The sequence below is a fragment of the Arthrobacter monumenti genome (assembly GCF_054511255.1).
Genome location: NZ_JBTNCY010000011.1, coordinates 17,072 through 40,122, shown reverse-complemented (window position 1 = coordinate 40,122; position 23,051 = coordinate 17,072). Strand labels below are relative to the sequence as shown.

General features: G+C 60.8%; 21 protein-coding genes. 8 read left to right on the top strand and 13 right to left on the bottom strand.

Translation table 11 applies throughout. The features are described from left to right. Positions 1–41 precede the first annotated feature (41 nt). On the top strand, positions 42–1,226 hold the full coding sequence (locus ACX80B_RS15750) for a thiolase family protein (RefSeq protein WP_459297857.1): 1,185 nt from the start codon (positions 42–44) through the stop codon (positions 1,224–1,226). A 67-nt stretch (positions 1,227–1,293) separates the two neighbouring features. Continuing rightward, a complete protein-coding gene (locus ACX80B_RS15745; RefSeq protein ID WP_459297855.1) occupies positions 1,294–2,760 on the top strand; it encodes a short-chain fatty acid transporter in 1,467 nt (488 codons plus the stop codon). A 130-nt stretch (positions 2,761–2,890) separates the two neighbouring features. Here the strand turns inward: ACX80B_RS15745 and ACX80B_RS15740 are convergent, their stop codons facing one another. The 11 genes from ACX80B_RS15740 to ACX80B_RS15690 form a co-directional block, all read right to left on the bottom strand. Next, complete coding sequence (locus ACX80B_RS15740; RefSeq protein ID WP_459297853.1) at positions 2,891–3,109, bottom strand: hypothetical protein; 219 nt, start codon at positions 3,107–3,109, stop codon at positions 2,891–2,893. Positions 3,110–3,269: 160 nt separating this feature from the next. Then, on the bottom strand, positions 3,270–5,384 hold the full coding sequence (locus ACX80B_RS15735; protein WP_459297851.1) for a hypothetical protein: 2,115 nt from the start codon (positions 5,382–5,384) through the stop codon (positions 3,270–3,272). A 34-nt stretch (positions 5,385–5,418) separates the two neighbouring features. Beyond that, positions 5,419–6,486, bottom strand: coding sequence for a glycoside hydrolase family 130 protein (locus tag ACX80B_RS15730; RefSeq protein WP_459297849.1), 1,068 nt, complete (start codon positions 6,484–6,486; stop codon positions 5,419–5,421). An 8-nt stretch (positions 6,487–6,494) separates the two neighbouring features. Beyond that, entirely contained in the window at positions 6,495–7,250 is a 756-nt protein-coding gene (locus ACX80B_RS15725; protein ID WP_459297962.1) for a carbohydrate ABC transporter permease, read from the bottom strand. Between the two features lie 163 nt (positions 7,251–7,413). Continuing rightward, the gene (locus tag ACX80B_RS15720) at positions 7,414–8,427 is read right to left on the bottom strand and encodes a carbohydrate ABC transporter permease (protein ID WP_459297847.1); all 1,014 of its coding nucleotides are present in this window, start codon (positions 8,425–8,427) and stop codon (positions 7,414–7,416) included. A 10-nt stretch (positions 8,428–8,437) separates the two neighbouring features. Continuing rightward, complete coding sequence (locus ACX80B_RS15715; protein WP_459297844.1) at positions 8,438–9,685, bottom strand: extracellular solute-binding protein; 1,248 nt, start codon at positions 9,683–9,685, stop codon at positions 8,438–8,440. 68 nt (positions 9,686–9,753) lie between these two features. Next, a complete protein-coding gene (locus tag ACX80B_RS15710; protein ID WP_459297842.1) occupies positions 9,754–10,800 on the bottom strand; it encodes a LacI family DNA-binding transcriptional regulator in 1,047 nt (348 codons plus the stop codon). A 152-nt stretch (positions 10,801–10,952) separates the two neighbouring features. Beyond that, positions 10,953–11,711 carry an SDR family NAD(P)-dependent oxidoreductase gene (locus ACX80B_RS15705; protein WP_459297840.1) on the bottom strand — a complete coding sequence of 253 codons (759 nt, stop codon included), beginning with the start codon at positions 11,709–11,711 and terminating at the stop codon, positions 10,953–10,955. Positions 11,712–11,767: 56 nt separating this feature from the next. After that, entirely contained in the window at positions 11,768–12,541 is a 774-nt protein-coding gene (locus ACX80B_RS15700; protein ID WP_459297838.1) for an IclR family transcriptional regulator domain-containing protein, read from the bottom strand. Positions 12,542–12,548: 7 nt separating this feature from the next. After that, a complete protein-coding gene (locus ACX80B_RS15695) occupies positions 12,549–14,432 on the bottom strand; it encodes a bifunctional sugar phosphate isomerase/epimerase/4-hydroxyphenylpyruvate dioxygenase family protein (RefSeq protein ID WP_459297836.1) in 1,884 nt (627 codons plus the stop codon). Positions 14,433–14,455: 23 nt separating this feature from the next. Continuing rightward, positions 14,456–15,328: a shikimate dehydrogenase gene (locus ACX80B_RS15690; RefSeq protein ID WP_459297834.1), complete on the bottom strand. Its 873-nt coding sequence runs from the start codon at positions 15,326–15,328 to the stop codon at positions 14,456–14,458. 257 nt (positions 15,329–15,585) lie between these two features. Here ACX80B_RS15690 and ACX80B_RS15685 point away from each other — a divergent pair, with 257 nt between their 5' ends. The 3 genes from ACX80B_RS15685 to ACX80B_RS15675 all read left to right on the top strand — a co-directional run bounded on the left by ACX80B_RS15685 (position 15,586) and on the right by ACX80B_RS15675 (position 19,410). Beyond that, positions 15,586–16,947: an MFS transporter gene (locus ACX80B_RS15685; RefSeq protein ID WP_459297832.1), complete on the top strand. Its 1,362-nt coding sequence runs from the start codon at positions 15,586–15,588 to the stop codon at positions 16,945–16,947. A gap of 121 nt (positions 16,948–17,068) precedes the next feature. Then, positions 17,069–18,478 (top strand): four-carbon acid sugar kinase family protein, encoded by a 1,410-nt coding sequence (locus ACX80B_RS15680; RefSeq protein ID WP_459297960.1) that lies wholly within the window; start codon positions 17,069–17,071, stop codon positions 18,476–18,478. Positions 18,479–18,486: 8 nt separating this feature from the next. Further along, positions 18,487–19,410: an NAD(P)-dependent oxidoreductase gene (locus tag ACX80B_RS15675; protein ID WP_459297830.1), complete on the top strand. Its 924-nt coding sequence runs from the start codon at positions 18,487–18,489 to the stop codon at positions 19,408–19,410. Here ACX80B_RS15675 and rraA read toward each other — a convergent pair. Next, a complete protein-coding gene (gene rraA / locus ACX80B_RS15670; protein WP_459297828.1) occupies positions 19,374–19,841 on the bottom strand; it encodes a ribonuclease E activity regulator RraA in 468 nt (155 codons plus the stop codon). The genes ACX80B_RS15675 and rraA overlap by 37 nt on opposite strands. 218 nt (positions 19,842–20,059) lie before the next feature. Between rraA and ACX80B_RS15665 the strand changes: the two genes are divergently transcribed. Genes ACX80B_RS15665 through ACX80B_RS15655 form a run of 3 tightly spaced genes read left to right on the top strand, consistent with a single transcriptional unit; the run spans position 20,060 to position 22,322 of the window. Then, on the top strand, positions 20,060–20,878 hold the full coding sequence (locus ACX80B_RS15665; RefSeq protein ID WP_459297827.1) for an amino acid ABC transporter substrate-binding protein: 819 nt from the start codon (positions 20,060–20,062) through the stop codon (positions 20,876–20,878). A gap of 27 nt (positions 20,879–20,905) precedes the next feature. Then, positions 20,906–21,565: an amino acid ABC transporter permease gene (locus ACX80B_RS15660; RefSeq protein ID WP_459297958.1), complete on the top strand. Its 660-nt coding sequence runs from the start codon at positions 20,906–20,908 to the stop codon at positions 21,563–21,565. After that, a complete protein-coding gene (locus ACX80B_RS15655; protein WP_459297825.1) occupies positions 21,552–22,322 on the top strand; it encodes an amino acid ABC transporter ATP-binding protein in 771 nt (256 codons plus the stop codon). Before ACX80B_RS15660 ends, ACX80B_RS15655 begins: the two co-directional genes overlap by 14 nt. A 45-nt stretch (positions 22,323–22,367) precedes the next feature. Here ACX80B_RS15655 and ACX80B_RS15650 read toward each other — a convergent pair whose 3' ends face one another. Beyond that, a complete protein-coding gene (locus ACX80B_RS15650) occupies positions 22,368–23,027 on the bottom strand; it encodes a class I SAM-dependent methyltransferase (protein ID WP_459297823.1) in 660 nt (219 codons plus the stop codon). Positions 23,028–23,051 lie beyond the last annotated feature (24 nt).

Genomic DNA, 23,051 nt, shown 5'->3' with positions numbered 1-23,051 from the left:
CACCAGCCAAAAGTTGGTTATCAGCAGGAAAGCGAGTTCCTATGTCCAAGGACCGAATCGTCCTCGTCGATGGCGCCCGTACGCCCACCGGGAAATTTCTCGGCGCACTCAAAGACGTACCCGCTCACGAGCTCGGAGCCACCGCGGCACGGGCCGCCCTTGAGCGCAGCGGTGCCGACGCCAGTTCCATTGACGAAGTGATCATGGGATGCATCGGCCAAGTCGGCCCGGACGCCTACAACGCCCGCCGGGTGACACTCGCCGCCGGACTCGAACCACGAACCACGGCCTTCACCGTCAACCGGCTCTGTGGCTCAGGCCTTCAGGCGATCTGGTCCGGCGCCCAACAGTTGGCATGGGGCGGCGTCGAAACCATCCTCGCAGGTGGAGATGAGTCCATGTCCCGGATGCCGTTCCTGGACTTCAACGCCCGCGGCAACAAGCGCCTCGGTGACCGCACTTTGGTCGACGGCACTATCGCCATGCTGACCGATCCGTTTATTGAGGAACACATGGGCGTCACGGCAGAAAACGTGGCGGCGAAGTACCAGGTGTCGCGACAGGAGCAAGACGAGTTCGCCGTCGAAAGCCAGCGGCGGTCCGGCACAACCGAAGCGCAGCAAGCCTTCGACGAGGAGATTACTGACGTGACGGTTTCCGGACGGAAGCCGGTCACCGTCGCCAAGGACGAACACCCGCGTCCGGAAACCACCCTCGAGGAATTGCAAAGCCTCCGCCCCGCCTTCCGCCGGGACGGCTCCGTCACCGCAGGCAACTCATCGGGCATCAACGACGGCGCCGCGACAGTGGTCCTGATGAAGGAAAGCACCGTCCGGGAACGCGGTCTGGGAGGCCTGGCCACCCTGGAGCACGTAACCACAGCAGGAATCGAGCCTGGACTAATGGGCTACGCGCCGACCATCGCCGTCGGAAACCTCTTTCAGGAAACCGGTCTCACCCCGGCCGACGTCGGCGTCGTTGAACTCAACGAAGCTTTCGCCGCCCAGGCGGTCGCCGTCATTCGTGACGCAAAGCTTGATCCAGAGAAAACGAACCCCTACGGCGGGGCTATAGCCCTCGGCCATCCTGTTGGAGCTACGGGCGCCATTCTGTCACTGCGAGTTGCCAAAAACCTGCAGCGGCGGGATCTGGAGTACGGCATCGTCACAATGTGCATCGGCGGAGGGCAGGCGCTGGCCGCCCTCTTCCGCAACTACCAATCCTGATACCCCTCCCAATCAACCCATCCCGCTGAGCACTATGCGCAGCACTGATGAATCGAGGACAACAACGATGTTGCAGACACTATCCCGGCCGCTGAGCCGCTTCGTGGAAAGGTGGCTCCCGGGTCCCCTGATCCTCGCCGTCATACTGACCATGATCGTCGGGGTGATGGCACTGACCATGACCGACATTTCGCCTGTTGACCTCGTCCTGGGGTGGGGCGACGGCCTGACCGGACTGCTCGCGTTCATGACCCAGGTATCGCTGGTCCTGTTGCTCGGCTACACGCTGGCCAACACCCGGCCGGTCCACCGCCTCCTGGTCCGTGTGGCATCTTTACCCCGAACACCACGGCAGGCGTACGGGTTCGTCACCATCGTTGCCGGCATTGCATCCCTGATCAGTTTCGGCCTGGGATTGATCGTTGGTGGCGTCATGGCCGTTGAAGTGGCACGGGCGGCAAAGGCCCGCGGGACCAAGCTGCATTACCCCTTGCTCGTGGCCGCGGCTTATAGCGGCTTTGTTGTCTGGCATATGGGCTATTCGGGTTCCGGGCCCTTGAATGCTGCCACCGAAGGCGGCGCCTACTCGGATCTTCCTGGCGGCCTGGTGGACATTAGCCGTACCACTTTCTCAACCTGGAACATCATTGCCACGATTGTCACATTGGTCGTTGTTTCGGCCGCCATGATGCTCCTGGCGCCGAAGAAGCATGACGAGATAGTTCCGGCTCCGGACAGTGTTTTTGCAGACGACGACGTTGATGCCGCCGGCCCTGAGGGGACCGCGTCTGTCGGTTCAACCCAAGTTGCTGATGGCACCAGCGCCAAGGGAAAACGGAAGGGACCCAGGCCGGGACCGGGAGCAGCCAATGCCACTGAAACGACTCCCTCAAGGACCAAGCCCAGTCCGGCAGACAGAGTAGAGAATCTCCGCATCTTCACCCTGTCCCTGGGTGTCCTGCTCGGCCTGTACCTGACGTTCTACTTCAGCATCCGGGGATTCGAGCTGACGCTGGACATTGTCAACTGGTCTTTCCTCTGCCTGATCATGCTCCTGGTCGGTAATGCCCGTGAGCTTGCCGGGCTGATCGCCCGGGGCGGGAGGACCGTCGGCGAGGTGCTGCTGCAGTACCCGTTGTACGCAGGCATCATCGGAATGATGAGTGTCAGCGGCTTGGTTGGCATCATCAGTGGATTCTTTATTGACATATCCTCGCCGGCCACGCTGGGACTTTGGACTTTCCTGTCGGCCGGTCTGCTCAATATGTTCATCCCTTCAGGCGGCGGACAGTTCGCCGTCATGGCACCACTCTTCGCCGAAGCAGCCAACGCTCTCGGAGTTGACCAGTCTGTGGTCATCATGGCGATCTCCTATGGAGACCAGTGGACCAATATGATCCAGCCGTTCTGGGCCATTCCGTTGCTGGCGGTCGCCGGTCTCAAAGTCCGGGAGATCCTGGGCTATACCCTGATCACGCTGATCCTCAGTGGCATTGTCTTCGCCGGGACGATGCTCATAGTTGGAGCGGGATAGACGCGATCACCACCGTCTCCAGCCCTGAGCGGGAATCGGCTGAATAGTCAGGACGCAAAAAGTGTGGGACTCCGGGAGTGCCGGAGTCCCACACTTTTTTCTGTACTGCTGAACAGCGAGAGGTTCGCCGCTACTTCTTCTCGTAGCTTCGCAGCGCGAGCCCGAGTCCGAAGAAGGTGGGCGCCCATTCACCGACGAAGATGCCCCAGCGATCGGCGCGGTCGAGTCCGGCCTTCTCCTTCTTCCGGCTCGTCACCCACGAAAGGAAAGACAACCCGATGGAGATGAACGCCGCGGTGTAGGCATGTTCGCTGGTAATTCCAGCATCGGAAAGCTTCTTGACAAGCATGGTGCACTCCTTCGTTACTACATCTAATTCAAACGGAATGGTGCAGCTCCCAAACAATGGTAAGCCCGCTTACCAACATACCGGGGAGCGGACCCGCCGGGAAGTGCTTTTTCGCCTCTCACTGCAAACCGTTAGCCTTTAGCCTGTAGCACAACCTCGGCTATCTTTCTTCCAGATGGGCGACGGTAAACCCACCGGGCAAGATCACAATCTGCCCCGATTGACTCATCTCCTCACCATTGATTTCGACCAGCTGACCTGTCGAATCGAAAGCACGCTGTTTCAATTCGTAACCATGAGGCAGATCGATTTTTTCCTTGAGCTTCTTATCACCGGCGCTTACATACACGGTCGACTTACCGGCCGGCCCATCAACGACGATGGAGGAAATCAGCGGCTGCAGCATGAGAGCATCGATTGCTACTTTGGAATCCGACACTCCGGTTATTTGAGCACGCTCCGGATCCAAAAATTTCCCGAGGGACAGCGGGGACAACTTACCAGGCACTGCTGTTAAGCCGGGTTCCCCTACTCCACCATTTTCGGTAGATCCCAGTTTCATGCCCTCGGCCCGCCACAACGTGCTCCCTTCGGGCTCGACGCCCTGATCGACGATGGGATGGACGCGGCGTCGCTGGTCTGAATCAGATACCCCCATGGTGAGTTGCCCGCCTTTATCGAGCAACACGTAAGCACCGCCGGAAAAGTTCGCCTCTCCTGTCCAAGCAGCAGCTGGCTCGACGACCTCACCTCCGTTCACAGTTCCGGACTCAGCCTCGACGACATTGAGGCCTCTCGTCGAGACGGTTTCATCGATTCCCAGCGCTTTTGATTTCAATATCGGGTGTGCATCGAGGGCGAGCATGGAAAGTTGACCGTGAATCGTTGACTCAGCACCGGAATTACGGTTGATCATCCCATTGCCATCAACGCCGTCGAAGGTGACACCGGTGCCTGGGTCATAAATCGGTTCACCGCTGCGGTTGGCTCCGAAGTACCATGCACCCGTGACGGCCGCTAATTCGCGAAGACCGTCTGCGCCTGTGGCATCCAGCGTACTAACGAGTCCTTGCAGCCGGGAATCAACGCCATAGGCGATCTGGACCTTGTCTGCCGGTGTCGGTGTCCACCCGTTGTCCGGTCCTCCGGCCGCAAGCAACTGCGGGGTGAATTGGGCAGTATCCCTGACTGCCGCTTGCATCCAATCAGACCTCTCCAAAACAGTGGAGGCCTCAGCCAATGCCGCCGGGGCCATTCCGCCCCACGCGTGCCACAAAGTCTGTGAGTGGGTCCAAGGCAGGATCGCGCCATACGGCCACTGCCCAACGGAGCCCGACGACATTTTCGCAATGCCCTCGCTGAGTTGCGTGAGAGCCGTCCGTGCCACCTCGTCGTCGGGCGCCGCTTCCAGATACGCACTCAGTCCGAGTACTGCTTCGGCTGAAGCATCCGCTCCGTCTGCAATCAACCAGGATGGTACCCGCTCACCATCAGCGATGTCGTACTCGCCATACTGCGCCAACGATTGCCGGTTGAGGGCGTCCAAAGCCAAGTGCAACCGCTCCTGGAGGAACTGCGCAAACTCCGGGTCGTCATTCTGGAAGGCGGCATATCCTTCGCCCAAGGCCCAAACCGTACGCGCAAGCCAGTATGAATCTCCTGAATCGCTTGGATCCGGCAATTCCACCGGTTCGGCGCTCTCATTCAAGGTGCCATCCGGTTGCTGCCAGAGCACCACGTTGCCCGCGTTTTCTCCGTCGGTGGTTTGCAGGTAAGTCAGAGAGCGAAGAAGTTCGCGGGCTTTCGCACGACTGGAGACGTCATCGGCCTGTTGCCAATGACGCAGATACACAACGGCGGTGCGCGAAATATCGTCCGCGTTGAAGGCGCCTTGGCTCCAGTGACCGGTTTCCGGATCAAGGCTTCCTCCGCCCACCCGGCGATAACTCCCGTCGTCGTTCCTGTCTGCATAGGTCCACGGCGCCAGTACGGTCGGATTCTGCTTTATTTTGTACGTGCTATGTCCCTCGACCGGCTCCAGGGGGACTTCGTCCAGCAGGAAATCAAGATGGGACAGATTGGTCAATGGTCCCCCGTCGGTTACCGCTGGTTCGGCAAAACCATCGGCAGCCACGTTGAATGCAGAACCGGATGTCCCTGGTCCAGCAGCCGCCGGAATGAGACCGGCGCAGGCTAAGGCGACGGTCAGTCCAAGGGCACCCGCCAAGCGGGTAAGCGATAGTTTTCCGCGGGAACGTGCAGAGTGAACGGTCATCCTGTTCCTCCTGTCGGTGCGCCACATACGCTTCTCAGATCCGGTCGAGACGTGCGACGCCGATTTTTGAGTCGGCCATCCCATAGAAGACAAATAACTGCCCCTCAATTTCTTCGATGGTGGTGGGGAACACCACATTCGGAACAATGCCGGACTTTTCGTCCTCGGTCTCAGGAGCCAGCAAGGGCTTATCGCTCCGAGCGATTACTTTAGACGGGTCATCAGGATCAAGAATCATTGCCGCAGCAGAGTAGTTGACCTTCTGCTGGTGATCGAATGCTGATTTCTCCAGTGCCCCTGCCACGCCGTGATGAATAATCAACCAGCCCTCGTCGACGCGGATGGGAGCCGGTCCACCGCCAATCTTCAGCTCCTCGAAGTCGAAAATGCTGAGCGCGACCAGCTTGTGTTTCCCCATATGCACGAGATTGCGAATGTCCCGCTTCACATCTTCCACCGGCACATACGAGATCCAAATACCAGGACGGTTGTCAGTGACTCCGGCCGGCAAATGTTCGCCCTCACCCTCACGGATCCAACCGAGGTCCCACATCGGACGGTGAAGCATGGCATAGGAGAGGACGCCATCAGGATCGTTGACCGGTTCCGGGAAGAACACAGCGTCCTTGTTTGGAAACAGATTCAGGTCCATTGAGAGCCCGGCCTCGTACTCAAAGAAGCATGGCCCAAGCCGTTCCCAGTTGCGCAGGTCAGTGGAGTGCGCCATTGCCAACCGTGGGCCCATCGGACCGTAGGCAACATAGGTCATCAGGTGCCGGTCCAGTGACGGAACCCACGTAGTCCGGGGATCCTCCGTTCCAGCGTTATTTTTGCCTCGTTCCCAACCCTCATCAGGGGCCAGGACGACGCCTTCGCGCTCCACGCCAACCGGAACGCCGTCGTCGATCTTAACTTTGGCCAGGCCCACCCGGGAGACATTCCCGGCAGAGACGAGACGGGGCAACAGGTACAACTCGCCATCGGGACCCCGTCCGCTGGCAGGATTTAGAACTCCTTCGGCTTCAAGATCGTTGCCGGGTTCTGGAGTCATGACCACGCCCGCGCGGGTGAGGGTGAATGGAACCGTAGGTAGAGAAGTCATAGATAATGTCAGCCTTTCGCGCTGGATCCGAGATTGGTGGAAATGAACTGTCGTTGGAAAATGATGAACAGGATGATGGCCGGTGCCGCCAGCACGCATGCGCCAGCCAGAATGGCCCCATAGGGATTTGACGCCGTGGCGGCAATATTTGAGATGTAGTTCGCCAGCGATACCGCAAGCGGCTGCATGCTTTGTTCCTTGGTGACAAGGAACGGCCACAGGAATTCGTTCCATGGGCCGATGAAGGTCAACAGAATTGCCGTGACGATCGCCGGACGCACCAGCGGGACCGCAATCTGCCACAAGATCCTCAACTCACTTGCCCCATCTATGCGGGCCGCCTCAAAAAGCGAAGCGGGCAGCTGCAGGAAGTACTGCCGGAACACAAAGACCGCCGTCGAATTAATGGCGAAGGGCACGATCATGCCGAGATAGGTGTCGCCCAAGCCATAGTTCCGCACGATCAGCACGTACAGCGGAATGAGCAAGAGCTGGAACGGAATCATCTGCACGAGCAGCATCATTCCGAAAACGACCCCTCGCCCACGGAACGATAGCTGTGCCAGCGCGTAACCGACCAAGAGCCCGAATACCACCGTGCAGAGGATGACACCGCCGGTAAAGATACCGGAATTGATCAATCCTCTGAGCAGGTTGATGGAGCTGTTGATGTTGGTGTAATTCTCCAGCGTAATGTTGCCCGGCTGGGGAAAGGCACCGGCCACGGAGGTGTCTGGGTTGGCCTGCAACGAGCCAATGAACATGTAGTAGAACGGAAAGAGGAAAACGAAAGCGCCGACGGCGAGCAGGATCAAGCTGCCTGGGCGAAGCTTGTGCCGTTCCTGTACAACATCGGATTTGCGACGGCGGTCCTTACCTGCGTGAGCCGCAGCGGCATTGTCATCGTTATTAAGTGTCTGGGCCACGCTATTCCTCCTTTCCGCCGACCAGGCGGCGTTGAATGAGGGCAATCAGCAGCACGCCAATAACCAAAATGACGCCGAGCGCAGCGGCAAGATCCGGGTTGCCCTGCAGGATTCCAGTCCTGTACATCAGGAACACCGGGGACGTCGAGGCACCATCCGGCCCGCCACCTGCCGTGAGGAGGTAGGGCTCTGTAAAGAGGTTCGCGCCGGTAATGGTGGCCAGCAGCGTGACCAGCACACTGGCCGGCCGCACGCCGGGAACTGTGATGTTCCAAAACTGATTCCACTTGTTGGCCCCGTCCACGGCCGCTGATTCATACAGCTCCTCTGGAATGTTCTGCAGGGCTGCCAAATACAGCAGGATAAAGAATCCCAGCTGCTTCCACGTCACATAGAGCGCAACCGTGGGCATCGCCAACCAGGAATTCACGAGCCACGACGGTTCGGGCGCCAGTGGACCGAGGATCGAATTAATCAGTCCGTTCTGCTGAAACAGGAACAGCCACACGCCGATGACTGCCACGCTTGCCGTTACGTACGGAACGTAATAGCTAACCCGGAAGAAGGTGCGCAGTCGAGTCACACGGTTCAACGCATTGGCCAGTACCAGCGAGAGCGCAACAGTCAGCGGCACATTGATCACCAGAAAGATCAGAATGTTCCCGAAAGAACGAATGACCGCTGGATCCGTGAGAACCGCAATGTAGTTATCGAACCCTACGAATGGCTTGGGAACGCTGATGCCAGGGGCAGTGAAAAAGAAGTCGTGAAATGAGATGTATACGGCATACCCGAGCGGATACGCCAGCACCGCAAGAATGAACAAGACGTAGGGAGCGCTGAACAGGACCCCGATGGGCTGTGCACCCAACGGCCGCCAACGGGCTTTCCGGGGCGCGGGACCACCGGCGTTACCGCCGCTGGAACCTCCATGGCGCCCGGCAGGGCCAGCCGCAGCTGCCCCTGCCGGGTCATTTCCATCCCGCTGCACGCGTTTGCTGCGAGGCAAAGACATCCAGCTCGCCTTACTGCTGTGAGGCCAGTTTATTGGTCTCAGTGGCCGCCTTCTCGAAAGCCTTATCGATGCTGTCGTTCGGGTGAATCACCGAGCCGACCCAGGCGTTACGGAAGTTCTGCCATATCTCGACTGAGTTTGGGGTCTGAGGAACGCCCACCGCGTTATTCGCCTGCTCCGCGAACTGCTTGTAGGCCGGATTCTCCTCGAAGTAGTCTGCATAGACGGTGGTCAGATCGGCGCGCATCGGCATTTGCCCCGTCATTTCCAGAAGTTTGCCATCCTGCTCTTCGCTGGTCGCGTACTTCAAAACCTCCCATGCGGTGCCCTTGTTTTCACAGGCAGAGTAGAGCGCGATGTTCTTCGCGTCGGCAAAGGTGTGGCTCTCAGCCCCTTCTTCTGTCACAGGGATAGGTACAGTGCCCCAGTTGACTTGGTCACCGTACGCGGCGATAGCCCAAGGACCCGAGATGGCGATAGCCGACTTGCCGTCGACGAAGGAGTCACCGGTGTAGACCTCCTTTGAGGACAGTCCTTCCTGATAGATCTTCTTCCACATCCCGGCAACAGCTTTGCCCTCTTCCGAGTTGAAGGTCGCTTCCCCGTCTTCGAGCAACTGCTCTCCGCCCGATGCCGCGGCATAGAACGGATAGAAATCGAACCATGATTGGAAAAAGTCGCTTGCCGGGGAGGGCCAGACAGCGTTGTCCACTGCGCCGGACTCCACAAGCGTGCGGGCTGTTTCGAGGAATTCTTCCTGCGTGCCGAGCGGCGGATTCTCAGGATCCAGCCCGGCTTCCTTAAAGATGTCCTTGTTATAGAACAGAACAACGGGGTTGGACTTCCACGGGATTTGGTAGAAGCTGCCGTCCTGTGACTGGTATTGGCTGGCCAATTCTCCACTGCGCTTCTTGATGTAGTCCGCGCCTCCTTCAAAGGAGTCCAAGGCTACGAGTCCACCCATCCGTTGGAACTGCGGTACGGCAACAGGAGCGGTGTTGAAAATGAGGCAAGGCGCCGTTCCGGCAGTAATCGAAGCTGCAATGACCTCTTCGGAACTTTTACCAGCAGGAATCTGCTGAGCATTGATCTTTTGATCGGGATGGTCCTCATTCCATGACGAGACCATTTGCTTTCCCCACGCCACTTCGGCCTCGTTATTCGAGTACCAAATATCAATCGGTCCGGTACTCGCTTCTTCACTGGACCCCGTTCCGCCGGAATCCGATCCGCCGCATGCGGCGAGTGAAAGTCCCATTGCTGCGATTGCAGCTATGGATAGAGTTCGCGATGCAAATGCACGCTTCATTGCGTCTCCTCGGTTTATTACTTGGATGCTGCCACTGGCGCTGCGCCAGTGGCCTTACATGGGCCTGTGGATCCACGGACCACAAGGTTGGGGGAAGACAGCGTGACGTCCATACCGTCGTGCGTGCCTTCAAGTTCATTAATCAGCACCTGGGCTGCGATGCGGCCCCACGCCATGGGGTCCGTGCTGACGGTGGTGAGCGCGGGATTCAAGTACTGAGTGAAATCAGCGTCGTCGTATCCGCTGATGGACAAATCCTCCGGAATGCGAAAGCCGGCGGACTGGGCGAAAGCTTGTCCCGCTGTCGCCATAATGTCGTTGGCGTAAACGATGGCGGTCGGCTTGTCGCCGGTGCGCAGTAACTTTTCGGTGGCCGCTATGCCTCCAGCGGCGGTAAAGTCCGCCTCAATAAAAAGATCGGCCTTCAGACCCGCTTCATTCAGTGCCGCCTCCCATGCCCGCCGGCGGCTCCTGCCGTGGATCATGTGCTGGGAACCTCCCACATGAGCAATACGGCTGTGCCCGAGCTCAACAAGATGATTCACGGAGGAGCTGATTCCCTCCGTGTCGTCCATGCAGACGGCGGGGAATGGCGAACCGGTATCCGGCCGGTTCAAGGTGACCGCCGGGATCTTCAGTTCCTGAATCAGTGGAATGCGGGAATCGTCATGCCGCACGTCGGTGAGAATAACGCCATCGACCCGGCCGCCGTCGACGAGTTTCCGGTAGCCGCGCTCCTCGGCACCCGGCTGCGTCGCGACAGTGAGAACAAGCGTATATTCGTGCTCAGCCAATGTCGTTTCGATGCCGGCAATGAACGAGGGGAAGAAGGGGTCGGTACTAATGAGTTTCGGATTCCTGGCCACCACTAAACCCAGAGCATAGGCCCGCGATGACGACAGTGATTTTGCCCGATAGCTGGGCTTCCAACCTATTTGCTTGGCAGCGTCCAGAATCCGCAGCCGGGTTTTATCGCTGACGCCAGGCCTGCCGTTGAGGGCATAGGATACCGCTCCCTTGCTGACGCCCGCTGCCCTCGCGACGTCGGAAATAGTCACCGCCATACCCACAACCCCTCTCGTTACTGAACCGGTTCAGCTGATACTACTTAACCGGTTCAGTAACGATGTGTCAAGCATCACTTTTAAGGGGGTCCGCACTGGCTCTGGCTTCCCGACAAGTAGCAGGCGCGACCAGCGAGGCCCAGTGACCCGGGCTACCGGCCGCGTTTTGCCAAGGTGGCAACCAAGGCGGGCGGCAGCAGACGGCTCAATCCCACCAGCACCTTGTACTTCACACTCGGTATTGACACAGCCTTGCCCCGGGCGGCATCGCGGAGGGCTTCGGCAACGACATCATCGGCGTGAAGCCACATCCAGGAGGGGACGAGTTTCTTGTCAACGTTCATCCGCTGATGGAACTCCGTATGCACGAAGCCCGGGCACAGTGCCATGACCTTGACGCCTTCCGGCCCGTAGCAAATGTTTGCCCAGCGGCTGAAGCTGATCATTGCGGCCTTCGCCGCACCATAGGTGCCTCTCGGTGTAAACCCGGCCACGCTGGCGACATTGATGATGTGCCCGCTCCTGCGCTCCCGCATACCCTGCAGGGCGGCGTGCGACAAGGTGAGCGGAACCTCAACATGGATCTTCAAGTGATCCAGTTCTGCCTCGGTTGGATTGTCGGCAAAGGACTTCGTCAAGCCATACCCGGCGTTATTGATCAGCGTGGTTATCGGCGCCGCACTCTCTTTCAGGCGTGCGACGACACGGGACACGCCGTCGTCGGTCAGCAGGTCCGCAGCCAAGGTCTCCACCTGGACCGAATACTTCCCGCGGAGCTGCCCGGCTTTCTCCTCCAGTCGCTCGGAATTTCGAGCTACCAGAACCAAATTGGAGCCTTTGGCCGCTATCTGGCGGGCGAACTCGGCTCCTAGACCGGCGGTCGCACCGGTGATCAACACAGTTTCAGTCATGGTTGAAGAGTGCTTGATCGCACGGTTCCACGCAAATGGGCGACTCCTCCGAACGGCTATTTGCGGCGGCCGCCAAAGTCCTCACCGATCTGCCGCGCGGCGTCCTGCAGCAAAGGCACGATTGTTTGTTCGATGACCTCTTCCGGCGCGCGATGGGTCTGCAAGGACACATTGACGGCGGCGATCACAACGCTCCCCCGGCGTACGGGTACCGCGATCCCGCGGAGCCCTTCTTCGAGTTCCTGCGTCACCATGGCCCAGCCCCGGGCAGCGGTCCGATCGATCTCGGCACGCAGGTCATCGATACTGCTGATCGAACGCTGCGTGAACTGCTGGAGCTGGACGGACTCGAAGTAGGCGTCCCGCTCGGACGGCGCCAGACCGGCGATGAGGACGCGCCCCATGGACGTGGCCCAGGCCGGAAATCTGGTGCCGACATTGATGGATACGCTGAGCAGCCGCGGCGACGCCACGCGGGCGACGTAGACAACGTCCGTGCCGTCCAGAATGCATAACGACGTCGTTTCGTTCAGCTCCGTTGCCAGCTGCTTCAGATGGGGTTCGGCAATCTGCGGAAGCGTCAGGTTCGCCAGGAAGGATGCGCCGATGTCCAGGCAGCGTGGCGCCAGTTCATAGAACGTTCCATCGGTGCGCAGATACCCCAGATCGGTCAAGGTCAGCAGGAAGCGCCTGGCCGCGGCCCGGCTCAGATCCGTACCGGCGGCAACGCGCGAGACCGATTGCCGGGGTTCCTCGGTGGTGAAAGCCAGCAACACCGCCAAGGTTTTTTCCGCCGACTTTACGTAGTGGGCAGGCAGTTCCCGGTCCAATTGCTTCCTACTTTCCCGATCGATGGTATTGGGCGGCCAGCCGCACTGGCGTGTTCGGAGCTCCGTACCCCTCGTACCCATTCCGGCGTTCTACAACTTCGAAAAAGACGTTGCCTACGGTGGCGGTGTAGAAGTGCAGGAAATCTCCATGCTCGTCACGGTCATACAGCAGGTTGTAGTCCTGCAGGACCTTCAGAAGTTTGGGATCCAGACGGAAGCGGGCCTGCAGATCATCGTAGTAGTTCGCAGGGACCGGCAGGAATTTGAGGCCCCGCGACAGAGCCCGGCGCGCAACTGCGATCAGATCCGTACAGCCAAAGGCAATGTGCTGGGGGTAGGCCGAAACCGCCGCAGGGCCGGCTTGTTCCAGGGCCAACGGAGCGATATTCAGTGCCAGCCGGATCTCGCCGCCGGTGGTTCTCATAACCTGGCTGCGGACGAGGCCCACCGGACTGGGAACTTCCATTGACGGTTGGCGGTGCAACGACAAGGTGCTTTCGTAGAACAGCACAGCCTCATCAAAATGCTGCCATGGCTGGGCCAGGTTGACGTGGTCGACATGCGTAATCAAGTCCGGCTCCGCGGACGGTTCGGCGGAGTCGGCCGGAGCCCCGGGGTTTTCCGTGGTGCGGCTGAATTCATCGGTCCAGGCTGCAGTGCCGTCCGGAGTCGCCTGGCATAGGAATATTTCGGTGGAGTCCGGTGCCGAAACTGCCTGCAGGACCTCTTCATTGGCCTGTGTCCGCCGGGGTACCGGACGGGCCAACAGCTGGACGGCGCGCGACGCCGCTGCCTGCGGATCCGCCACGTCGAACCCGAGTGCCGCGATTGTCGGCTCCTGGTTCCGTGCCTGCTGTTCGTTAACAATCAGCCTCGCGTGGCCCTGGGACCACAGCTGAACGTCTTTGGTCCGGTGCCGGCCGCTGTAGGCGAACCCGAGCTGGTGCAGCAGCTCCTGCACATGATCGGTGTTCTCAGCCTTCACTTCAGTGAAGTTGAACCCCGTAGGCTGATCGACCTGCGGGAGCGTCGCCAGCTGCATGGGGTAGCTGGCAGCCTTCTCATCTGTCTCCTGCAGGTGCAAATGGGTGCGCTCCTCCAACTGGATCAGTGAGCGCATCGCGTCGACGGCGGTCCGGACCTCATCGCTCTGCCGGAAGACGTCGTTGAAGATCTCGAGGGAAACCGGTCCGTCATACCCGGAGCGGACCAGATGCCCCATGAATTTATCCAGCTCAAAGTCCCCTTCGCCCGGGAACAATCGGTGATGCCGGCTCCAGGAGAGCACGTCCATGCTCAATGTTGGCGCATCGGCGAGCTGGACGAAGAAGATTTTCTCCGCGGGGATGTCCTCGATCCCCGACGGGTCCCAGTTGCGGGAAAGAATGTGGAAGCTGTCCAGGCAGGTTCCCACATTGGCCAAGTCGGCCAGTGCGGCAATCCGGGCGGCGTGTTCGAAATCGTTGACGTATTTCCCCCAGGCCAGCGCCTCATAGGCTATCTTTATGCCGTACTTCGCCGCGAGAATGCCGAGCCTGCGCAACTGGGAGGCTGCGACGTCGTCGTCGTCAATAGTTGCCGTTCCAACATTGCTGCAGACCAGGATGGTGTCGATTCCAAGGCCGTTCATCAGCTGGAACTTCGCCTCGGCGCGGTAAAGGTTGACCTCCAGTTCCTCGTCGGTCACGCCTTCGAAATCGCGAAACGGCTGGTACAGGTCAAGACTCAAGCCCAGTTCGGACGCAAGGCTCCGGATCTCGGCCGGGCTTTTCGGGCAAACCACCAGGTCTTGCTCGAAGATCTCGATGCCGTCGAAACCGGCGCGGGCGCAGGCGTGCATCTTCTCTTCGAGGGTGCCACTGAGGCATACCGTTGCAATTGAAGTTCTCATATCGGCCTTTCGATTGCCCGTCGCTAGCGGCCTTCGGCCAGCAGTTCGAGGAAGTGTGCGCGCATCCGGGAAGCGTCCGGGACGAGTCCGGTGATCAGCCCGAATGCATCGGCGGCCTGGCCGACAGCCATGTGCCCGCCATCAAGTACCCGGCATCCCTTGGCTGCTGCAGCGGCGATCAGTTCGGTTTCCACCGGCCGGTAGACGACGTCGGCAACCCAGTGCCGTGGCTTCAGGAGTTCGACGTCGAGCGGCCGGCCAGGATGCGAGTGCATCCCCACGGGGGTGGCATTGACGAGACCATCTGCTCCGTCGAGAACACTGCCAAGATCCGACATATCAACCGTGCGGACCTGTTGTTCTGGAAAGAATCCGCTGAGGGTTCCGGCCCGTTCCGTTGCCCGGTCGGCGTCCAGATCGATCAACGTCAGGGTGTGGGTTCCGGCCTTCAGCAGAGCGTAGGCGACGGCGGCCCCGGCTCCACCGGTGCCCAACTGCACGACCGATTTCAGACCAGCGTCGGGGAGTCCGTTGGCCAGGGCAGTTCCGAAACCGGAGAAGTCGGTGTTGTGCCCGATCAGTTGTCCGTCCCGGATCAGGACGGTGTTGACCGCTCCGAGCCGACGGGCGTCAGCTGATATGTCATCCAGATGTTCCATTACCAATTGCTTGCAGGGATGCGTAACATTGAATGCGTTAAATCCGAGGTCCCGACCTTGCCGCAGCAATTCACCAACGTCATGCGACGGCCGGCCCGTCGTGGTCAGGTCGATCGGACGATAGAGGTACCGGAGACCGTGCTGGTCCGCTTCATGCTCGTGCATGGGCGGAGTCAGGGACTGGATGATTCCTTCCCCAATCAGTCCCACTAAATAGGATTCCGAGGTCACGCTCACGTTCTGTTTCCTCTCTGCCGGGTGCTCCAGGACATTGCCGTCCATCTTCGGCGTTGTTTCGCAGTGGCGTAATAGTCATGTTGCGATGCGCCTGTGATATGAGCTACGTTACTCGCACTGTTCATTTTATGCACACTTGTACGTATATCGCACAGAGACCACTACGGGTAACGGAGAAGTTCCATCTATCCGTCCCTATCGTTTTCAGCTAGTAGCGGCCGCCTTTGCGGGCGTCCGTAATTTCCAAAGGAGATGCCATGACCGCATCGACAGCCGCGCAGCCAGACGCGGAGCCACAGAAGACACCCAAGAAGGCTGCCCTGGCCAGCTTTATGGGCAGCGCCGTCGAATATTACGACTTCTTCATTTTCGGCTCTGCCGCGGCGCTGATCTTTCCGCATGTCTTCTTTCCCAATGCCGGCGCTGAGGCAAGCGTCATGTCGCTCGCAACTTTCGGCTTTGCGTACGTCGCCCGGCCAATCGGTGCAGTGATACTCGGCCACTTCGGAGACCGGATCGGGCGCCAGAAGATACTGATGTTCACCTTGATCATGATGGGAGCGTCGACCTTCCTCATCGGCTGCCTGCCCAGCTTCGATGTCATCGGTTGGTGGGCACCGGCGCTACTGGTGCTGTGCCGCCTGATGCAGGGACTCTCCGCCGCGGGTGAGCAAGCCGGCGCCAGTTCGATGACCCTTGAGCACTCCCCTGACGACCGCCGCTCTTTCTTCACTTCCTGGACACTGACCGGCACCCAGGGCGGGCAGATCCTGGCCGCTCTGGTCTTCATCCCCGTAATGGCGCTGCCGGATGACATCAAATACGGAATCGGCTGGCGCATCCCGTTCTGGCTCAGTGCTCTCGTCGTCCTCGTAACATTCTTCATTCGCCGGTCTCTGCATGAAACACCTACCTTCGAAAAGGCGAAGGCCAACAACGAGATTACGAAGCTGCCCGTTCGTGATCTGCTCAAGCACAATTGGCGCGATGTCGTCAGGGTCGTTTGCTGTGCCTTCATCGCCGCTGTCAGCACCGTGTTTGGCACGTTGGCGATCAAGTATGGCGTTGCCGTGGGTGACGTCGATGCCAGCATCACGCTGTGGCTGGTGGTTGCCGCGAACTTCGTCGCGCTGTTTACGCAGCCGCAGTTCGGAAAGCTGTCCGATAGGTTCGGCCGTAAACCGGTCTTCATTTACGGTGCCCTCTCCAGCGCACTTTTCATGCCGATGTACTTGCTGTCGCTGGAGTCAGGAAACACGCTCCTGCAGTTCCTGCTTTCGATCGTCGTTTTCTCCTGTGGCTATGCTGCCGCCAATGCTGTTTGGCCTTCCTTCTATGGCGAAATGTTCAGCGCACGGGTCCGGTTCTCCGGTTTGGCGATCGGCACCCAGCTCGGCTTCCTGATGGCAGGATTCGCTCCCTCGATTGTGGCTGCGATGGGCGGTATTGCCGAAGGCGGTTGGGTGATCATCAGCATGTTCAACGGAGCCATCTGCGTAATCGCCGCCGTTGCTGCTTTGACTGCCAAGGAGACTTTCCGGACTCCGACGGCGGACCTTGGCCACCGGGGCAAGGAAGAGTTGCCGAAGGAAGAGTTGGCCAGCGTTTCACGCGACTGACCGGCAAGTGTTGGGGCATTCATGTGCTCACCGCCGGTCTTGAGGCACATTGCGGAATCGGGGGTAGGCTCAATTGCGGTGCAGCTACTAAAGGAGTTCCGTGGAAAACTTTGAGACCTTGATGGCCCACTATCCGGCAGATGTGCCCACGCCCGCCTCAGAGGTAGCAGCCGGGGCGTCCACCGGTGGAGTGTTTATCGTCCTCGATGATGATCCAACCGGAACGCAATCGGTGGCCGATCTGCCGGTCCTGACAGCGTGGGAGGAAGCGGACTTCAGCTGGGCGCTGGGCACCGGCAGCCCTGCGGTGTACGTACTGACAAATACCCGCAGTTTGAGCCCGGAAGACGCCGCGGTCCGCAATCGCGAGGTCGTGGCAGGGGCGCTGGCAGCAGCGGAGCAACTTGATCTCCGGCTGTCCTTCGTCTCACGCAGTGACTCCACCATGCGCGGCCATTATCCGTTGGAGACGGACGTACTCATCGAAAGCCTGACCGCGGCCGGGAGGCCGGTTCCCGACGGCGTCGTGATTGTTCCCGCGTTCCCCGATGCCGGCCGGGTCACCATTGGTTCCGTCCATTACATGCGCGACGGCGAAGCCCTGCAGCCGGTTGCCGAAACGGAGTTCGCCAAGGATGCGACGTTCGGCTACCGCAACTCCAACCTGAGGGACTATGTGGAGGAGAAGTCGGGCGGGCGCATCAAGGCGGCCGACGTCGTCGCCCTCACTCTGGATATCATCCGCGCCGGTGCCGGACGGATCGCCGAAGAGCTGGCCAAGGCTGCGGACGCGACACCCGTCGTCGTCGATGCCGTCACCGAAGACGACCTGCGGCTGCTCGCCCTGGGCCTGCAGCGGGCCGAAGCGGCGGGGCAGAGCTTCCTCTACCGGGTCGGACCACCCTTCGTCCGTGCCGCCATTGGGCAAGAGCCGCACCTGCCACTCACCGCGGATGACGTCTATGGAAACAACGCCGACGCCCGCGGACGGACCGGTGGCCTGATCGTGGTTGGTTCCCATGTCGGGCTGACCACGCGGCAACTCGACGAACTCCAAAAGAGCCACCCGATAGCCCACACCGCCGAGATCGACGTCGCGTCCGTCATCGACGAAGAAGCACGCAGTGCCCACCTGGACAGCATTGTCGCCGCGGTTGCCGATGGGCTGGAGCGCGGCGACGTCGTGGTCCACACCAGCCGCCGGCTTGTCACCGCCGCAGATGGGGACGAAAGCCTGGACATTGCCCGCCGGGTCTCAGCCGCCGTCGTCGACGTCGTCCGCCGGGTGCTCGCCACCAACCCGCCGCGCTTCGTCATCGCCAAGGGCGGTATCACCTCCTCGGATGTCGCTTCCAAGGGACTGGAAATCCGCCGGGCCATGGTCCGCGGCCCGATGCTGCCCGGCATTGTCTCGCTCTGGGAGCCGGTCGAAGGCCCGGCCAAGGGCATTCCCTACATCGTCTTCGCCGGGAATGTTGGCGATGACCGCTCCCTGGCCGCCGTAACCGCAACACTGTCGCAAAACAGCTAAGGACCGCCATGCCTGATAACTCCACCTACACCGCCGCAGTTCTCGGGCTGGGCGCCATGGGCCTGCCGATGGCCACGCGCCTGGCCACACAACTGACGGTGCACGGTTTCGACATCGCCCAGCCGCGGCTCGAGCTCGCCGCCGACGCCGGCATCAAGACCTTCGCCTCCGGTGCCGCGGCTGCCGAGGGAGCCGACGCCGTCGTGCTGGCTGTGCGCAATGGCGAGCAGCTCAACGACGTGCTTTTCGGCGACGACGGCATCGCAGCGGCGCTGAAGCCCGGCGCCGTCGTCATCCTCACCAGCACAGTCGGCGTTCCGGCAGTGACCGAGGTTGCCGCGCGGCTCAGCGAGCAGCAGGTCGAGCTTGTGGATGCGCCGCTTTCGGGCGGTCCGGTCCGCGCCGGTGAAGGCGACCTGCTGATCGTCGTCGGCGCCACCGAAACCGCGCGCGGGAAAGCCCAGCCGGTGCTGGATCTGCTCGCCTCGACCCTAAGCGTAGTGGGCGACAAGGCCGGCGACGGCCAGGCGCTCAAGACCGTGAACCAGCTGCTCTGCGGAGTGCATATCGCCGCGGCCGCGGAAGCTTTGGCTTTGGCGGAAGCGCTGGGCCTGGATCAGGAGCGGACGCTGGAGGCCTTGCAGGCCGGCGCCGCGGGTTCCTTTATGCTCGGCAACCGCGGCCCGCGGATGCTGCAGGCGTACGACGACGACGGCGCTGAGGTGCTCAGCCGACTCGACATCTTCGTGAAAGACATGGGCATCGTCAGCAAGGCCGCCCGGGAAAACGCACTGCCGACGCCGGTTGCTTCCGCCGCGGAACAGCTGTACCTGCTGGGCCAGGCGGCCGGTCTCGGTGCGGCGGACGATTCCGCCGTGATCAAGGCCGTCGCCCCCTACCGTTCGACCAGGATGCCATCCTCGTCGGCGTAAACCATTGCCCCGGGCCGGAACGCGACGCCGTCGATCGTCACCGGGACATCGATCTCCCCCTCGCCGCCCTTCGTGCTCTTGCGCGGATTGCTGCCCAGCGCCTTGACTCCAAGCGGCAGCTGCGAGAGTGCCTTCCGGTCCCGGACGGCGCCGTTGATGATGACGCCGGCCCAACCGTTTTCGACGGCCAGTTCGGCGATCATGTCCCCCATCAAGGCACGGTCCAGCGAGCCACCGCCGTCGATGACCAGTACGGCGCCTTCACCCGGCGATGACAGCACCGACTTCAGCACGACGTTGTCCTCGAAACAGTGGACCGTCCGGATTTTTCCGCTGAAGCCGGCGGCACCTCCGAACGACTGGAATTGCATCGCCACGGACTGAAGATCCTCGCCGCGCTCGTCGTAGAGGTCCGCTGTTGCCACTGACATGTTTCTCCCTGGGGTCGACCGTTCGGCGCAGATGCCGGAATGTTCTCCACCATACTTGGCAGCCACTTGCCGTCCCACTCATTCCGCCGCGCTGCACAACTACCCCGAATATGACGCCGCGTTACGCCGGCCGGAATTTCCCGCCGCCGTAATGGTTACATTTAGCGGTCCTGCTTTAGCCGGGCCTGCTCGTCTATACCTTGAAGGGGTTCCTCATCATGAATCGTCGTTTCTCTCTGCTCGGCGCAGCCGCCGTACTTACCCTGGCCATCACAGGTTGCGGTGCCTCAGGATCGACCGGCGGTTCAGACGAGAGCTCAAGCGCCGCTGCGTCCAGCCTGGAGCAGATCCGGGAGGCAGGCGTGATCACTGTCGGCACCGAGGGGACGTACAAGCCCTTCTCGTTCCACGAAAACGGCACCGGCAAACTAACCGGCTACGACGTCGAGGTCATGAGGGCCGTTGCGGAAAAAATGGGCGTGGAGGCCGAATTCCGCGAGACCCAGTGGGACGCCATCTTCGCCGGTCTGGAAGCCGGCCGCTTCGACGTGATCGCCAACCAAGTGACCATGACCGATGCGCGGAAGGCCGAGTACGCCTTCTCCGAGCCCTACACCGTGAGCACCGGCGTGATCGTGACCAAGGCCGGCAATGACGAGATCTCATCGTTCGAAGACCTGGACGGCAAGACGACCGCCCAGTCGCTGACCAGCAACTGGCAGGAGCTCGCCAAGTCCAGCGGTGCGAACGTCCAGGCTGTCGAGGGCTGGGCCCAGTCCGTTGCCCTGCTCGAGCAGGACCGCGTGGATGCCACCATCAATGACAAGCTGACCTACTTGGATTACCAGCAGGCCAACAACAACGATGCCATCGAGATCGCAGCTGAGACGAAGGAAGAGTCGCTGAGCGCACTTGCCTTCAAGCAGGGCAGTCCCGAGCTGGTGAAGGCGGCGAACAAGGCTTTGGAAGAATTGCGCGCGGATGGCACACTGGCGGAAATCTCGGAGAAGTACTTCGGTACGGACGTCAGTAAATAACGACGCCGGCAGCGTAACTGTATGAGTATCGACTGGGACCTCGTCTGGTCATCGCTGTGGCCGCTGGTCCGCGGTGGCCTGACCGGAACCATCCCGGTGTCGTTGACGTCGTTTGCCGTGGGCCTGGTCCTGGCGCTGGTCGTTGCGCTGATGCGGCTCAGCCGGAAGCGGATCATTTCCGGCATCGCCCGCGGCTACGTCTCGATCATCCGCGGTACGCCGCTGCTGGTGCAGTTGTTCGTGATCTTCTACGGCCTGCCCTCGATTGGCCTGACCATCGGGCCGTGGCCCAGCGCCATCATCGCCTTCTCCCTGAACGTCGGCGGTTATGCGGCGGAGGTGATCCGGGCCGCGATCCTGTCGGTGCCCAAGGGCCAGTGGGAAGCTGGCCACACCATCGGCATGTCCCCCACCACAACCCTGCGCCGGATCATCCTGCCGCAGGCCGCCCGGGTCTCGGTTCCGCCGCTGTCGAATACTTTTATCTCGCTGGTGAAGGACACGTCGCTGGCATCGTTGATCCTGGTGACGGAATTGTTCCGCGAGGCGCAGGAAATCGCCGCGTTCAGCCAGCAGTTCATGTTGATCTACCTTGAAGCCGCGGTGGTGTACTGGGTGTTCTGCCTCGTGCTCTCCACCGGGCAGTCCTATCTGGAAAAGAGGCTGGACCGCTATGTCGCCCACTAATTCCGCTCCGTTACTATCGGTCCAAGGACTGCAAAAATCCTTCGGCGACAACACGGTACTCCGCTCCATCGACCTTTCCGTCCGCCAGGGCGAAGTGGTGGCGTTGATCGGCCCGTCCGGTTCGGGCAAGACGACGGTGCTCCGCAGCCTCAACGGCTTGGAGGTACCCGACGGCGGCATCGTCGCCTTCGACGGTGGGCCGGAGGTGGACTTCGCCTCTCCCGTCACGCGCAAGGAGCTGGCCTCCCTGCGCGACCGGAGCGCCATGGTGTTCCAGCACTACAACCTGTTTCCGCACAAGACGGTGCTGGAGAACGTGATCGAAGGTCCCGTCCAGGTACAAAAGCGCAAGAAGGCCGATGCTGTCAGCGATGCCGTCTCGCTCCTGGGCCGCGTTGGCCTGGCTGACAAGAAAGACCAGTACCCGCACGAGCTGTCCGGGGGCCAGCAGCAGCGTGTCGGAATTGTCCGCGCACTGGCGCTGAAGCCATCGGTGTTGTTGTTCGATGAACCTACCTCGGCACTGGATCCGGAGCTGGTGGGTGAGGTCCTGTCGGTGATCAAGGAACTGGCGGAAGAAGGTTGGACCATGGTCCTGGTGACTCACGAGCTCGTCTTTGCCCGTGAAGTGGCCAGCGAGGTCGTCTTCATGGACGGCGGCGTCGTCGTCGAGCATGGCCATCCCGATCGTGTGCTCCGTGACCCGAGGCAAAACCGGACCCGGCAGTTCGTCCACCGGTTGCTCAACCCCTTCTGATCGATACGCAGTTTTGCGCGTGCCAGAGACCGGAATCGGCCGGCTTTACGACGGCGGTGTCCCAGCCTTTGTTCGGCCAGCCCGGATTTGCAGGTGGCCGCCACGGGCAGACGCTGCGGTGACTTCTTCACAATCCTGCTCGACACCGCGCCAGGGATGCGCTGAGATGTCGGCGCCGCCGAGCCAACAGGCGAATCTGGCCAGTGGTGTAAAGGCAGCGGCAGTCCCGACGGGCTCCTGCATATCGACCACGGTCAGCGCCCCCCGGTTCCGGCACAGCGCTTGCATGTTTTTCCAGGCCCGGGGCCAGTCCGGCATCAGCGACAGTGCGTAGGTGGCGATGGCGGCGTCCGAGCGGCGACGCCCATTTTGAGCCTCGATCCGGACAGCAATGTCATCCAGAGCAGGCGTGGCCGCGTCCGCCTGGAGAAGAATAACGTTGCTCCAACCATGCTTGTCGGCCCGGCGCCGGGCCTGGCGCAACATGTCCGGACTCTTATCGATTCCGACGATGGTTCCGGTCGTGCCGATCCGCTTTTCCAGGAGCGGAAAGTTCAACCCGGTGCCGCAGCCGATATCGAGCACCTGATCCCCCGCGCTCAGGCCCAGCGCCTTGATACCGAGGACTCTTCCCGCCCGATAGACGGGGTATTCGCCGGACAACAGGTCGTAATACGGGGCGAAGGTGCTGTACTTTTCAAGCATTGGAAGTCGAATCTAGCACAGGGA

Bases quoted from the DNA above. Each gene is read 5' to 3' on its own strand.
- ACX80B_RS15750 (WP_459297857.1), top strand. From the start codon at position 42: ATGTCCAAGGACCGAATCGTCCTCGTCGATGGCGCCCGTACGCCCACC.
- ACX80B_RS15745 (WP_459297855.1), top strand. From the start codon at position 1,294: ATGTTGCAGACACTATCCCGGCCGCTGAGCCGCTTCGTGGAAAGGTGG.
- ACX80B_RS15740 (WP_459297853.1), bottom strand. From the start codon at position 3,109: ATGCTTGTCAAGAAGCTTTCCGATGCTGGAATTACCAGCGAACATGCC.
- ACX80B_RS15735 (WP_459297851.1), bottom strand. From the start codon at position 5,384: ATGACCGTTCACTCTGCACGTTCCCGCGGAAAACTATCGCTTACCCGC.
- ACX80B_RS15730 (WP_459297849.1), bottom strand. From the start codon at position 6,486: ATGACTTCTCTACCTACGGTTCCATTCACCCTCACCCGCGCGGGCGTG.
- ACX80B_RS15725 (WP_459297962.1), bottom strand. From the start codon at position 7,250: ATGTTCATTGGCTCGTTGCAGGCCAACCCAGACACCTCCGTGGCCGGT.
- ACX80B_RS15720 (WP_459297847.1), bottom strand. From the start codon at position 8,427: ATGTCTTTGCCTCGCAGCAAACGCGTGCAGCGGGATGGAAATGACCCG.
- ACX80B_RS15715 (WP_459297844.1), bottom strand. From the start codon at position 9,685: ATGGGACTTTCACTCGCCGCATGCGGCGGATCGGATTCCGGCGGAACG.
- ACX80B_RS15710 (WP_459297842.1), bottom strand. From the start codon at position 10,800: ATGGCGGTGACTATTTCCGACGTCGCGAGGGCAGCGGGCGTCAGCAAG.
- ACX80B_RS15705 (WP_459297840.1), bottom strand. From the start codon at position 11,711: ATGACTGAAACTGTGTTGATCACCGGTGCGACCGCCGGTCTAGGAGCC.
- ACX80B_RS15695 (WP_459297836.1), bottom strand. From the start codon at position 14,432: ATGAGAACTTCAATTGCAACGGTATGCCTCAGTGGCACCCTCGAAGAG.
- ACX80B_RS15685 (WP_459297832.1), top strand. From the start codon at position 15,586: ATGACCGCATCGACAGCCGCGCAGCCAGACGCGGAGCCACAGAAGACA.
- ACX80B_RS15680 (WP_459297960.1), top strand. From the start codon at position 17,069: ATGGCCCACTATCCGGCAGATGTGCCCACGCCCGCCTCAGAGGTAGCA.
- ACX80B_RS15675 (WP_459297830.1), top strand. From the start codon at position 18,487: ATGCCTGATAACTCCACCTACACCGCCGCAGTTCTCGGGCTGGGCGCC.
- rraA (WP_459297828.1), bottom strand. From the start codon at position 19,841: ATGTCAGTGGCAACAGCGGACCTCTACGACGAGCGCGGCGAGGATCTT.
- ACX80B_RS15665 (WP_459297827.1), top strand. From the start codon at position 20,060: ATGAATCGTCGTTTCTCTCTGCTCGGCGCAGCCGCCGTACTTACCCTG.
- ACX80B_RS15655 (WP_459297825.1), top strand. From the start codon at position 21,552: ATGTCGCCCACTAATTCCGCTCCGTTACTATCGGTCCAAGGACTGCAA.
- ACX80B_RS15650 (WP_459297823.1), bottom strand. From the start codon at position 23,027: ATGCTTGAAAAGTACAGCACCTTCGCCCCGTATTACGACCTGTTGTCC.